The sequence below is a fragment of the Vibrio zhanjiangensis genome (assembly GCF_030161235.1).
GTDB lineage: Bacteria > Pseudomonadota > Gammaproteobacteria > Enterobacterales > Vibrionaceae > Vibrio > Vibrio zhanjiangensis.
This window is the reverse complement of sequence record NZ_BSPW01000029.1, coordinates 17859-30709: the sequence shown is the minus strand read 5'-3', so window position 1 is coordinate 30709 and position 12851 is coordinate 17859. Positions and strand designations below refer to the sequence as shown.

The 12851-nt window shown below is 41.8% G+C and carries 10 protein-coding genes; 3 read left to right on the top strand and 7 right to left on the bottom strand.

All coding sequences use genetic code 11. From position 1 onward, the window contains the following. Window positions 1-36 precede the first annotated feature (36 nt). A complete protein-coding gene (locus QQK21_RS08910) occupies window positions 37-780 on the bottom strand; it encodes a YciK family oxidoreductase (protein WP_284191844.1) in 744 nt (247 codons plus the stop codon). An 89-nt stretch (window positions 781-869) separates the two neighbouring features. On the opposite strand from QQK21_RS08910, the gene sohB reads away from it, so the two are divergent. Next, on the top strand, window positions 870-1931 hold the full coding sequence (sohB, locus tag QQK21_RS08905; RefSeq protein WP_284191843.1) for a protease SohB: 1062 nt from the start codon (window positions 870-872) through the stop codon (window positions 1929-1931). Between the two features lie 74 nt (window positions 1932-2005). Here sohB and QQK21_RS08900 read toward each other — a convergent pair whose 3' ends face one another. The 3 genes from QQK21_RS08900 to rrtA all read right to left on the bottom strand — a co-directional run bounded on the left by QQK21_RS08900 (window position 2006) and on the right by rrtA (window position 6188). Further along, window positions 2006-3667 carry a hypothetical protein gene (locus tag QQK21_RS08900; protein ID WP_284191842.1) on the bottom strand — a complete coding sequence of 554 codons (1662 nt, stop codon included), beginning with the start codon at window positions 3665-3667 and terminating at the stop codon, window positions 2006-2008. Between the two features lie 520 nt (window positions 3668-4187). Beyond that, on the bottom strand, window positions 4188-5522 hold the full coding sequence (locus QQK21_RS08895; RefSeq protein WP_284191841.1) for a DEAD/DEAH box helicase: 1335 nt from the start codon (window positions 5520-5522) through the stop codon (window positions 4188-4190). Between the two features lie 111 nt (window positions 5523-5633). Further along, window positions 5634-6188 (bottom strand): rhombosortase, encoded by a 555-nt coding sequence (rrtA, locus tag QQK21_RS08890; protein ID WP_284191840.1) that lies wholly within the window; start codon window positions 6186-6188, stop codon window positions 5634-5636. 3 nt (window positions 6189-6191) lie between these two features. Between rrtA and QQK21_RS08885 the strand changes: the two genes are divergently transcribed. Both QQK21_RS08885 and QQK21_RS08880 read left to right on the top strand, forming a co-directional pair. Further along, window positions 6192-6797: a tRNA-uridine aminocarboxypropyltransferase gene (locus QQK21_RS08885; RefSeq protein ID WP_284191839.1), complete on the top strand. Its 606-nt coding sequence runs from the start codon at window positions 6192-6194 to the stop codon at window positions 6795-6797. A gap of 355 nt (window positions 6798-7152) precedes the next feature. Continuing rightward, window positions 7153-8169, top strand: a complete 1017-nt coding sequence (locus tag QQK21_RS08880) for an adenosine deaminase (protein WP_284191838.1) — start codon at window positions 7153-7155, stop codon at window positions 8167-8169. On the opposite strand, the gene QQK21_RS08875 is transcribed toward QQK21_RS08880, so the two are convergent. The 3 genes from QQK21_RS08875 to QQK21_RS08865 all read right to left on the bottom strand — a co-directional run bounded on the left by QQK21_RS08875 (window position 8158) and on the right by QQK21_RS08865 (window position 12849). Further along, complete coding sequence (locus tag QQK21_RS08875) at window positions 8158-9474, bottom strand: anti-phage deoxyguanosine triphosphatase (protein ID WP_284191837.1); 1317 nt, start codon at window positions 9472-9474, stop codon at window positions 8158-8160. The genes QQK21_RS08880 and QQK21_RS08875 overlap by 12 nt on opposite strands. A gap of 85 nt (window positions 9475-9559) precedes the next feature. Continuing rightward, window positions 9560-10231, bottom strand: coding sequence for a polyphosphate polymerase domain-containing protein (locus QQK21_RS08870; RefSeq protein WP_284191836.1), 672 nt, complete (start codon window positions 10229-10231; stop codon window positions 9560-9562). After that, window positions 10228-12849, bottom strand: coding sequence for a CotH kinase family protein (locus QQK21_RS08865; protein ID WP_284191835.1), 2622 nt, complete (start codon window positions 12847-12849; stop codon window positions 10228-10230). The genes QQK21_RS08870 and QQK21_RS08865 overlap by 4 nt, the downstream gene beginning before the upstream one ends. Window positions 12850-12851 lie beyond the last annotated feature (2 nt).

Genomic DNA, 12851 nt, shown 5'->3' with positions numbered 1-12851 from the left:
CTTGTTTGTTAACAAGGCGTTGAATGAACGGGAAATTTATTTTTTGGGCTGGGCGTCAATACATTGGCCGTTGATACTTTGACTCTCATTCGACATTAAATAGAGATACAAAGGCATAATGTCTAAAGGTGTTTTGAGCAAATCGGCATCTTCGGCTGGATACGCTTTTGCACGCATGCCCGTCCTTGTACCGCCGGGGTTAATGGCATTAACCCGGATATGGGAATTGCTGAGTTCATCGGCTAAGATTTGCATCATACCCTCGGTTGCAAATTTTGACATCGAATATGTTCCCCAAAACGCGCGCCCGCAATGACCCACGGTTGAAGAGGTAAAAATGAGACTGGCTTGCTCTGATTTATGCAGAAGTGGCAGAACGGCTTGAGTCATTAAAAATTGAGCTTTGACATTCACTTGCATCACATCATCATACGTTTCTTCACTGATTTGCTCGAATGGACTTAGCACTCCTAGCAAACTGGCGTTATGCAAAACACCGTCGAGTCGACCAAATTGACTATCAATGGTATCAGCCATATCTTGGTAGTTTTGTTTAGATGCGCCTTTCATATCTAGAGGTATGATGGCTGGTTGGGGAAAGCCTTGAGCTTCAATTTCATCGTAGGTTTGCTCAAGCTTTTTCACTGTACGACCCAGTAATATAACAGTGGCACCATGTTGAGCATAGGACAGTGCAGCTTGTTTTCCGATACCGTCACCGGCACCTGTGACGAGTATGACTTTGTCTTTTAAAGCATCAGAGGGAACAGAATAATTCACGTCATATATCCTTAATTGTTACGTTCTGCTTTATGAATACGTAAGATGGTGGTTACAATACACTAATTCGCATATTAGGGGATATCACATTGGAATTTTTGTTGGACTATGGGCTGTTTTTGGCCAAGATTGTGACCGTAGTAGTCGCGGTAGTTGCTCTTTTAGTGGTTGCTAAAGCCGTTGGTGGAAAAAGTGGTGCAGCCAAAGGTGAATTAGAGATCACGAACTTGACTGAACAGCATAAAGAGACGGTTGAGCAGCTTGAACATCACTTACATGATTCGGCCTTTCTTAAAGCACGTGATAAAGCGGAAAAGAAACAAGAGAAGGAAAAGCTCAAAACAAGAGAAAAGGAAGTGAAGCAAGCTTCAAAAGAGGGGGATCTTGAAGGTAAGAGGGAACCTCATTTGTTTGTTCTTGATTTTAAAGGAAGCATTGATGCCAAAGAAGTTTCCTCATTGCGCGAAGAAGTCACCGCCATTCTCTCTGTTGCAAAAGAAGGTGATGAAGTCTTACTGCGCTTAGAATCTGGTGGCGGTATGGTACATGGTTATGGATTAGCCTCTTCTCAATTGGACCGTATTAAGGCTGCTAAACTACCGTTGACCATTGCGGTTGATAAAGTTGCCGCCAGTGGTGGTTATATGATGGCTTGTATAGCAGACAAGTTGGTTTCAGCTCCCTTTGCCATAGTGGGTTCAATTGGAGTGATAGCGCAACTACCAAACTTCAATAAGCTATTGAAAAAGCATGATATTGAGTATGAGCAACTGACCGCTGGAGAGTATAAGCGCACGTTAACCATGTTTGGTGAAAATACAGACAAAGCTCGTGATAAATTTAAGCAAGAGCTAGAAGACACTCATGATTTGTTTAAAGACTTTATCCGTGAACGTCGACCATCTCTAGAACTGGAGAAAGTGGCAACAGGTGAGCACTGGTTCGGTATTCGAGCACACCAATTGGGTCTTGTCGACGAAGTTTGCACCTCTGATGATTTGGTCGTCGCGGCTTGTAAAGATAAGACGGTATTGTCCATTCGCTATGTTGAGAAGAAAAAGCTTACATCGAAGCTAGCGGGTTTGGCGGGAGAAGCCGCCGATAATGTTTTGCTAAAGCTTATCGATCGAGGCCAACGTCCGGTAGTGTAATGTCTAATCGCTACTAAAAAAGCCCTCATTAGTTGAGGGCTTACTAATTAACTAACTTGCTACACTAATACTAATTAGCGCTTAGCCGAAAGTTGTGCTTCTAGACGCTCAATTCTTTGCTGAAGTGACTCATTTTTTTGTCGAAGTGACTCATTTTCAGCAGTTAGGCCTACATAAGTGAACGTTTTACATTGTGTTTGTAACTTGTTCAGTACAAAATCACCAATGCTTTTTTCTAACGTGTCAGGGTTATCAATGCTCCCACGAAATTCTGATTCAAGTTTCTGTGCTGCATCTTTGTCTATTTTTGCGAATAAGCCAGTGAATATTGGGTCCTCTTTAAGTGCCGCTGTCACTTGATTTTTATAGTTATTTTTAAGCAATTCAGAACGTGTTTCATTATCTAAGCTCTTAGATGCCTTTTCTTGAGCTTCAGCAAATACAGAGCTGCTTTCTTTTGGTGTCCTAACGACTGTTCCACTTTTTTCATGCCATGATGTTGCTTCTAGGCGCTTATTTATCTGAAGCTTTTCTAGCACTTCTGCTACATTTTGCCATTGAGTTTGCTGCTGGCCTTTTTGAGCTCCCTGTGGTGTTTTGCCTTTCAAGTGACTCATTTCACTACCAGCATTGATTTTTTGGTAGTTTTCCTTCTCAGCCTTCCTGCATAGGGCATTGCCAAAGGGAGCAGAAGTATAGATATCATGGGTATAAGGCCTTATCACTGAGAAATAGTCTTGGCAATATTTTGGCATATCACTAATGTGCTTTTCAGTAACTTCATTGGCTGGTAGATGACCTATCTGCTTTTTCAGTTCACCTAGAATATCGGGTTTAGCGGCATGAACAATCATCTTACTCGTAAATGCGGCAATGGCTTTTTTATCAGCCTCTGGTAATTGATCGGCTTGGTCTAGAATTTGGTCTGGGTTTTCAAACAGCAACTGTTTTCCTTTTTCTGACATGCCGTCAATAAGAGGGTTATGATTATTGATGTTAGAGTCTTCATTACTGTTCGAGCGTTGAACTGGTTGCGTACTTGTTTTTCTTAAACCCGTGGCCCCTTTTTCTCTTATTTCAGCAAATAGGGCCTCTCTACCCTGAGTGGCCACGTTAGTATTAGCTGATTTGGCTGGTAGCGGTGGAGGAGGAGGCGGTGTCCCTTTCACTGTATTATCAGTTAGGTTTGTTTTTCTTAAACCAGTAGCCCCTTTTTCTCTTATTTCAGCAAATAGGGCCTCTCTACCCTGAGTGGCCACGTTAGTATTAGCTGATTTGGCTGGTAGCGGTGGAGGAGGAGGAGGCGGTGTCCCTTTCACTGTATTATCAGTCAGGTTTGTTTTTCGTAAGCCAGTAGCCCCTTTTTCTCTTATTTCAGCGAGTAGAGCCTCTCTACCTTGGATGGCCACGTTAGTATTATCTGATTTACTTGGCGGCGGCGGAGCTGTTGGTGGCGAGCTTTTAGCTTCTTTTGAGGGTTCAGATGCAACCTGTCGCTGACTTTTGTCTTGCTCGTTAAGGTAGCTATCAAGATTGAGTGTCAGCTTTTCTACATTATTCCTGTCTATAGAGGAGCTCAAGTTCAAAGAGATAATCTTTTCAATTAAGTTATGAATGTCTTTTTCAGAAACCGACCTTACAGAAGATACATCTAGAGAGTTGCTGCTGCTTGATTTATCGGTACTGTGAATATTATCAGCGCCAGCTGTTTTTTGAGTTTGAAAACTAGGTTGCATTTTAAGTCTACCATATAGCACTTACACGTTATGCTCAGTATGTTTATTGGCCGTAAAATATTCACGAGACTATTTATGAAATATAGGTAATAACTTTTCATTACCTCATTTGGTGAACTTCTAGGTTGTAAAAGTATTTGGAAGTTAACTTTAATGAAGAGATTTGAGTTAATTATGGCTTGCTAGAACTAGAATATCATTGGTGATTTAAATGTTTACCATCATAACGAGTTGTATAATATAGGGCGTTATTTTTATGGTGAATTCATTGGTTTTATCGATTTGTTTTGCTTATGGGTTTTTGGAGTTTTTAAAACATCCTCAGCTATCATCATAGTTTTTCGTACCAATTCATGGAAAATCTTCATTAGAATTTGCATGAAGTTGCCAATTAGGTTTAATTAAATAAAGATTTTCTGAATCAAAGCATTAATACGATGTTTCTAACATAAAGTATAAAACCCTCGGTATATTCTCAAGGGTTTTACTGTATACCTAGTTTGAACAAGGAGAGCAGCTATTAGCCATTTGCACTACCTTTGCTGTTTCGGCATTGTGGTGTGTTACGAGCAAAATGACGCTTATTTTTTCCAGCAGGTTTGTGACCACGAGCATTATTACCAGAACGCTGACCATCAATATGATCGATTTTAGGTTTTTTAGGTTTTTTAGGTTTTTTAGGTTTGATTGGTCGAGTATCCAACTTAGATTGAGGAAGTTCATTAACAGGTTTAAAGCCTTCTAGTTCGTAACGAGGCAATACTTGTTGAATAAGTCTTTCTATAGCAAATAATTCACTGACTTCTTCTGCTTCTACTAGGGAAATAGCTTTCCCAACTTCTCCGGCACGTCCCGTACGGCCAATTCTGTGTACGTAATCTTCGGCAACATGAGGCAGTTCGAAGTTAACGACTTGGGGTAGCTGGGGGATATCAATACCGCGTGCAGCGATATCGGTTGCGACTAATACGCGCACGTCACCAGATTTAAACTCTGCTAATGCTTTGGTGCGAGCGTTTTGACTTTTATTACCATGAATAGGGGCTGCAGTAATACCTTGGCTATTGAGGTAATAAGATAAGCGGTTGGCGCCATGTTTTGTTCGACAGAAAACCAAGACTTGTTTCCAGTCGCCTTCTTGGATTAATTTACACAACATTGGCGCCTTTTTGCGTTTGTCTGTTGGATAAATAGACTGTTCAATTGTTGTGGCCGTCGAGTTTGCCGGTGTAACAGAAATTTCTACTGGATTGTTGACCAGCCCTTTGGCAAGCGTGCGAATGTCATCAGAAAAGGTTGCAGAGAAAAGAAGGTTTTGACGTTTTTGTGGTAGCAATGCCAGTATCTTGCGAATATCACGAATAAATCCCATATCTAGCATGCGGTCAGCTTCGTCTAATACGAGTACTTCCAGCTGTGAAAACTGAATGGCATTTTGCTGATATAAATCGAGTAGACGGCCTGGGGTTGCGACAAGAATGTCAGTGCCTTTGCGCAGCTTCATCATTTGCGGGTTGATTTTGACGCCACCAAACACCACGTGAGAGGTCAGGCACTGGTAACGGCTGTACTTGAATATGTTTTCTTGTACTTGAGCGGCCAGTTCACGTGTCGGTGTCAATACCAGTGCTCTCACATGATTGGGCTTAACTCTTGAACCATTGTCGAGAAGTTCAAGAATCGGTAGGGTAAAGCCTGCGGTTTTGCCAGTACCAGTCTGCGCAGCTGCCATAACATCTTTACCCGCTAACACAGCAGGGATTGCTTGCTCTTGAATTGGTGATGGTTTGTCATAACCTTGATCACTTATGGCTTTAAGGATTGGAGCAGAAAGGCCTAAAGAGGTAAAACCCATAATATTTCTCTATATACGTTGAGCTCATTGCTCAGGCAACCATTATCGGCTGCAAAAGGGCGCTATTGTGAGTCCTTTGTAACACAACATCAATAGAAATTATCATTGACGCTATTTGAATCTTGTAAGTAATTGAGCTTTATTGGCAATAAGAGCCAAAATTAAACCTGTGAGTACGCCAAAAAAGTGTGACTCCACCGCTACAGCTGCATTAATTAACTCACTTGTGGATTGAGATGCCCCCATGGTCATTTCCCAGCCTGTTTTCACCACTACCCCAACAACTAATAACCAGCTACTTTTTCTACCACATAGAGCCTCACTAAGAGCATAGTAAGCAAATATACCGTGCAGCGCTCCTGATAAGCCAACATAGCTGCCCATGGTAGTGGTTAAATTAAGTAAGCCAACAGATAAGCTGACAAGCAATAGCACGAACAGAAGTGAATTCGGGCTCGGCTTGAACAAATAAGTGATGATCCAAAGTCCTACAATGTTCATGACAAAATGAATCCAGTTGGTGTGGGTAAAATTTCCTGTTAGGATCCGCCACCATTGTCCCTGCTCTATGAGCTGGTGCTGCCAATAGGCTAGGCTCGCTAATGGCTCAAGTTGCACGCTCAAGCAAATTAAGCTAATCATAACCAGTAGAAGAAATAAACGCACTTTATGTCTCGGTATTGTTTTAAATGTGGTAAATCAACCAAAGCTTGTATCTGTCAATGGATACGAAGCCTATCGTCCAATGTGGAACTGATCATTCTACAACATCCCACCGAAGCGAAGAAGCCTATGGGGACGGCAAAAATTCTGCAGTTATCACTGACAGGGTGTTATTTGTTTCAAGGTGAAGACTTTACTCAACATGAGAAACTTAATCATCTACTTTCTGACGATGCATATCGGCACTTTATTTTGTATCCTAGCGATGAATCTTTCAGTTTGACTCTGGTTAAAGAGACTCTTCATAATCAAAAAAAAGTACGTATTCTTCTTCTTGATGGTACTTGGAAAAAGGCGTATAAAATCTGGAAGCTATCAAAAAATTTAAAAAGCTTGCCAATAGTCCACTTACCTAAAAATCTTAAGGGCAATTATCGAATCCGCAAAGCTCCCAGCGATAATAGTCTATCTACAGTAGAAGCTGGTTATCACGTGTTGTCGCTCCTTGAACCGGAACGTAATTTCTCATCGCTACTCGATACCTTTAATCATATGATTGATTTTCAAATTAAAAATATGCCACCGGGTACATTTGAAAAAAATTACTCATAGCTGTTAGGATTATAAATTTTGCTTGCACTGCAGTTTTTGCCTTTTAAATCGTAAGCTATCACTTATGACGTTCTTCCAGAGCCCGTCACTTTCTCCAGTCTTACATCTTATAGATTTACAAGGCAATGATCTTATCTATATAAATATCGATGCATATTCTGCTAAGTTTATTAATAGTTCATATGGCAATATCAGCGTCCTTTGAGTTGGTTTAGTACGGACTACCCCAATAGATAACGATCATTTGCCGAATCCATTTGCCTAATTGCCAGCTGTGGTGCTTACAATCTAAGTGTAAAGGGTTAGGTGTTACGTTTTAGGACAGAGCGGCGCTACAGTAAAAAGGAGATAACGCATGGACCAAAGAGCATTTATTCGTCAGCTGCCTAAGGTGGAGTTACACATGCATATTGAAGGTTCTCTAGAACCTGAAATGATGTTTCAATTGGCCAAACGTAATCAAATTCCTCTTTCCTTTAACACGCCTCAAGAGGTGAAAGCGGCTTACCAATTTACCGATCTTCAATCATTTTTGGATATCTATTATCAAGGTGCAAATGTACTCGTTCATGAACAGGATTTTTATGACTTGACGTGGGCATATTTGTGTCGCTGCCAGCAAGATAATGTTGTTCATACTGAGATTTTTTTCGACCCGCAGACTCACACTGAGCGGGGCATATCCTTTGATACCGTGATTAATGGTATCTCTCGTGCCCTTGAAGACGGAAAAGAAAAAATAGGGATTAGCAGTCGTATTATTATGTGTTTTTTGCGTCATTTGGATCAAAAGAGTGCCTTTCTAACTTTAGAGCAGGCGATGGCACATAAAGATAAGATCGCGGCTGTGGGTCTTGATTCTTCTGAAGTTGGTCATCCGCCAGAAAAATTTGTCCAAGTGTTTGCCAAAGCAAGGGAGGAGGGCTTTTTAACTGTGGCTCATGCAGGAGAAGAAGGCCCAGTAGATAACATATACAATAGTATTGAGTTACTTCAAGTGTCACGTATTGATCACGGTGTTCGCTGCTCTGATGATAGCCACCTAGTTGAGTTACTGGCTCAATCTCGGATGCCTTTAACTGTGTGCCCATTATCCAATGTTAAATTGAAAGTGTTTGATAAAATGGAGTCGCACAATGTGGTTGATTTACTTAGACAAAATCTTTGTGTCACGCTTAACTCGGACGACCCTGCCTATTTTGGTGGCTATATGACTGACAATTTTCTTGCGGTTGCACAAAGTCACAGCTTGACAGAGAAAGAGCTCGTCCAGTTTACAAAAAATGCCATCGAAGCGAGCTTTACTAGTGACAATGAAAAATACCATATGCGCTGTATATTGGATGAATTTTTCAGCCGCTCAATAGGATGAAAATAGCTGCTGGTGGAGCCTTTGAGCATGGCCATCGGTCATCGACGAAATGTAGTCGCTTATAACTCGGTAGCTGTGATTAATGCATTGTGATTTTTGCCACTCATGGCGAACTGTGATTGGAAGCAGTCTTTCAGGATCGGCACTAAGCGCTTCAAAAATATCCATGATAATTTGCTGTCCCTTATATTCTGCGACTTGCACTTGTGGAACTTGAATAACATAGTCGCTGACAAAGCACTTAAGTATTTGTAAAGCTTCAGCCATTTCTGGCTTTAGGTAAGCGTTAAAGGCCAATAAATCACTGGTAAAAGATTCGTCGACTTGCTGAATTGAAATACTGGTCAATAGCGCATTAACCATACCTCCAATAACATCTTTTCTTTGATAATGAGTGCCTGAGAACAACATATTGGTAATGGACTCAATATGTTGTTCAAACCAAGGTTCACCACATTTAGAGAGGGCAGTTTGAGCGCCTTCTACCCACTGATGTTGCGTCACTTTCCCAAGGACGATCGCATCTTCTAAATCATGCACGCCATAGGCAATATCATCCGCAAGTTCCATGATCGAGCAGTCAACCGATTTAAATCGGGTATGTTTGTGCTGTTGTTTCTTGGTTGGATCACTGAATGTTTGCATCAAAAGCTGTTTGTCTGATTTATTTAACGGGTCCAATACCCATTCAAATAGCGCTTGATCACAGTCATATAGCCCCTTTGCCGGGGTCCAATGTTTGGCTTTCAGCTGCCTTTGATGTAAAACACTCTCTGGGGTGTAGTTTGAACAAGTATCGCTAAGTAAAGCCGGATACTTGAGTAAGCCCAGCAATGTTCGGCGAGTTAAATTCATCCCAAAGTGTTCAGTGTAGGGTTCTAGCTTGGTTACGATACGAAAGGTCTGGGCATTACCTTCAAACCCGCCATGACCTCTCATCATATAGTTCAAAGCGATCTCACCACCATGACCATAGGGAGGATGGCCGATATCATGAGCAAGGCAAAGTGAGTCAATTAAGCTGTCGCTTGGTAAAAGATCGCGAAATTTGGGCTGTTTTTTCTTGATTTGGGCGACAATACCAGTACCAAGTTGAGCCGCTTCTAATGAGTGAGTAAGCCGTGTGCGATGAAAATCATCAAAGCTGTTACCATGTACTTGTGTTTTGGATTGCAAACGTCTAAACGCTGCCGAGTGAAGTATTCTAGCTCGATCGCGTTGATAAGGTGTACGGTGATCATCTCGGCGGATTTTATGTTCGTCATCATGGCGTTCATGCCATAAACTGCTGATTTTAAATGTCATAGATATCTTCTCAAGCGTTTTAATCATAACGTACACAAAAATCTGAGAAACTACAAAGATCAACCTGTGAATAACAAAATTTAATCTAGTACCATATGATTTGCCGAATACCATTGACATATTTTGAGTGTCGAGATGGGCGTAATGGGCAAGTTGCTATCAATTGAGACAGGGCACTTTCGTGCTCGGCGTTGGTTTTTATCTCCAGCAAGACATAGTCACCTAGAGATCTCCCTTTCTGGATGTTCATTTTATTGGAATATCTTTGGTCATAACACTGCATCTCATCATCGAACGTTGCGCGAATATTGCCGCAGGTTGAGATTAGGTATCGCCGCCGATAGCGTGAAATCAATACTGGAATGTTTTCACATTCCCAGCATACTTGAGCATCTAAAGGCAGTTGTCGACGACAACTATCTAACAAGTTTTGCCAAGAGCTGTGCTGAGACCAATCAACATCTAAAGGGTAAACACATTTGGAACCTTTGCCACCACGACGATATTTAAACTCCAGCATGCTCTCTTTTGGGTTAGCTAGATCGCCATACCAGCGAATTCGTGTTTTTCTTCTTTGACTAATACCGCTCAAGTTTTCTTCAAAGCGCCTGAAGTCAGGGCTATCCAAGTACAAGCTGTTGACATACCTGTCTGGGTGATGTGTCTTGAACTGTTGTGGATGAAGCATAAGCCAATTCTCAACCATTTGTAGGCGATTGAGAGGGATAGGTACTTTGATTTCAAATCGTCTGCTCATAAAGGCTTATCCGACTTCATGACAGTGTTATAGAGTTTGCCAACATCAAGTGCTTGGCTTGTTATGGCAACGCCATTGACATGCAGGTCACTGCCCATCTCAGAGACAATCTTTGTCTCACATCCAGAGCAATGAAACTCGGAGGCTTTGAGAGTTGCGGAACCAAATAAAGGCTTTTTGGTGTAAGTCATTAGTGCGTAATGATTCACTTCTTTAGCGGTGATTGACTCAGCCTCGACTGCTGATGCATCTTTAGCGACAAGACCGAAGTTTACTCTATCGAATTTGATGTCTTTTAGTCGCATTTGGCTTTCCTCACCGACAGAAACGGCTTTATCCCGAATATCAGAGAAGTGAATACTGGTTACGTCCAAATCAGAGCCACTGACATCGAGCCCATCTCCTCCCGAACGTTTACCTATGTTGGCAAACTCACTGTCATAAAGTTTGCCTGTACAATAATCACAGTCAAATGCGTCAGATAATGCTTCTTTAATGGATAGATGGGCAATGTCTACATTACTGTTGACTATATTGAGCGCGTCTTCCGATACATTGTCACTGATAAACAAACCGTCGATGGACAATTGTCCTCCAACAAGGTAAGTTGCGCCTCTAGGTTGCCATAATCCTAAGTCAGGCCTGCCAGCATAAGATATGTGTAAATTTCGAATTGTTGAGCGTGTTTCAGAATTGGTGTTAAACAGGCTAAGGCCAGACCAATTAGGAATTTGACCTCGCCGCGATAATTTGACAGGTTTATCTTGGGTACCTTCAACCTCTAGTTGTCCGAACACCATGATACCAGCATCTTTACCAAACTGAATGTTGACGCCTTTCTCTAGGTATAAAGTCCAGTTTTCAGGTGTTACCAAGTAGTCATTAATCACCCAATTTCCTGCTGGAATTCGCCAAGCGTTTTGCTCTTTTTTAATAAAGGCGTAATGGGCGATGTTGTCATTTTGTGAGGGCCTTGGTAGAAAGCTCATTGGGTCAATGTTACGTCTAAATTGATAATTGCCCATGGACTGGCCCAAGGTCGATGCACGCAGTTGAACGGTTTTTATATGCGCTGGCAGTTCAACGACAAAGTGCTCTCCTGACGCGATTTCCAACGGGAACGAATAGTTAGCTTCCTCAAGGCTTGAGCGCTCATTGAAGTCTGTCCATCCGGTCAAGCCGAGAATACGAAGTGGCTGGTTTTCAGGATTGTTAATAATGAGCTGATTGTTGGGGTTGCTTACATAGTGGCTCTCTAAATCCCATAACGGTAGCGACTCCATAGAGTCCATTTGCTGGTGTAGTTCTGCTCTAACGTTGTCAATGTTACTGCATGACTTATCCTGATAATCTGACTTTAGACAACGCATTTGAGCTTGCAAGTTATCGGGGTTAAATGGTGTGGTAAGAGGTAAACCACTATGAAGGGCCTTTAAAATGGGAGTTTGTACTTGTTGCAGATATTGTTGGAGGCTATCACTAGCCATTGAAGCGTCGAGTTTTGTCAGCGCATCATGGTAGTGTTTTCTGACTTCTTTATCCGCCAGCATTTGCTTGCTGAGCAAGAAAAATTGGCTGGGAGATTTCATCACTAGAGAATGCTTAGCAGGTGAAACGTTCACATCACTTTGTATCGGTTCAAGTTTTGCAGTGTGAGGATTGTAATACCAGCGCCAATTGTTCCAAGCTAGAGCGTGCCATGCTCCCCAAGTATCGATGACGGCTAAGTATTGTCCCAATCGTTTACTATCAAACACTTGGTCTGCACTGAGTTTGCCATTGATAAAATCACCAATCAGAGATAGAGCAATTTGGCGCTGAAAGTTGAGTGCTTGATTATTAAGAATGGTATTGCGCTGCAATACTCTTGGCTTAAATATTCGATGTATTTTACCTTGGGTCTCCTTTTGCTCTTCTAAATCGAGTCGAACAATCAGCCCTTCGGTGCGTTTGTTTATCGCAAGGAGGTCCTGACCAAAGCCTTGCTCATGAAACATAACTCCCCACTCCTCGCCATTGACGATAACATTTACGGGAGTATAACGCGGCGAAATAATATCAAAGCCAGCGAACTTCATCGTTTCAGCAAAAAGTATTGGTCCGTGACTAATGCGTACATGTGGGCTAATTAAAGCAAAACGGCGAGAAGAAAAAAGCGCTTGCTTATTGGCAATAGTAAACTTGAGAGACCAACGGTTTACGCCATTGACATGGTCGAGTAGGTCACCTTGGAGACGAACTTTCGCATCGAGAACTTTATTATCTGAATAAATTCTAGCTTTGACTTCTGAACGTTTACTAGGAATAAACCCTTGATCAAACGCGGTTTCTCTATCCTTTACTAACAGTGACCAGTTTGGGTAAGTAATGTCGACACGCACTGTAGGAAGGTGGTGGTTAGCCGTGACAAGATTGATGGGAGCCTTAGTCATATCTGTAACGAACTGGACCAATTTTTCTTTAGGGTCTTGTGATAAAGCGGTATATCCGCGTTGTAACAAGAAAACTTTAATACTATCTAAGGACGGAATGATCAGTGCGCATACCAATAACAACCCTATCGCTATGGCAAACCATTCTTTTGCTTTTAAGGAGGTTCGCTCATGTGTCAGTTTCATTG

Bases quoted from the DNA above. Each gene is read 5' to 3' on its own strand.
- QQK21_RS08900 (WP_284191842.1), bottom strand. From the start codon at position 3,667: ATGCAACCTAGTTTTCAAACTCAAAAAACAGCTGGCGCTGATAATATT.
- QQK21_RS08895 (WP_284191841.1), bottom strand. From the start codon at position 5,522: ATGGGTTTTACCTCTTTAGGCCTTTCTGCTCCAATCCTTAAAGCCATA.
- QQK21_RS08885 (WP_284191839.1), top strand. From the start codon at position 6,192: ATGTCTCGGTATTGTTTTAAATGTGGTAAATCAACCAAAGCTTGTATC.
- QQK21_RS08880 (WP_284191838.1), top strand. From the start codon at position 7,153: ATGGACCAAAGAGCATTTATTCGTCAGCTGCCTAAGGTGGAGTTACAC.
- QQK21_RS08875 (WP_284191837.1), bottom strand. From the start codon at position 9,474: ATGACATTTAAAATCAGCAGTTTATGGCATGAACGCCATGATGACGAA.
- QQK21_RS08870 (WP_284191836.1), bottom strand. From the start codon at position 10,231: ATGAGCAGACGATTTGAAATCAAAGTACCTATCCCTCTCAATCGCCTA.
- QQK21_RS08865 (WP_284191835.1), bottom strand. From the start codon at position 12,849: ATGAAACTGACACATGAGCGAACCTCCTTAAAAGCAAAAGAATGGTTT.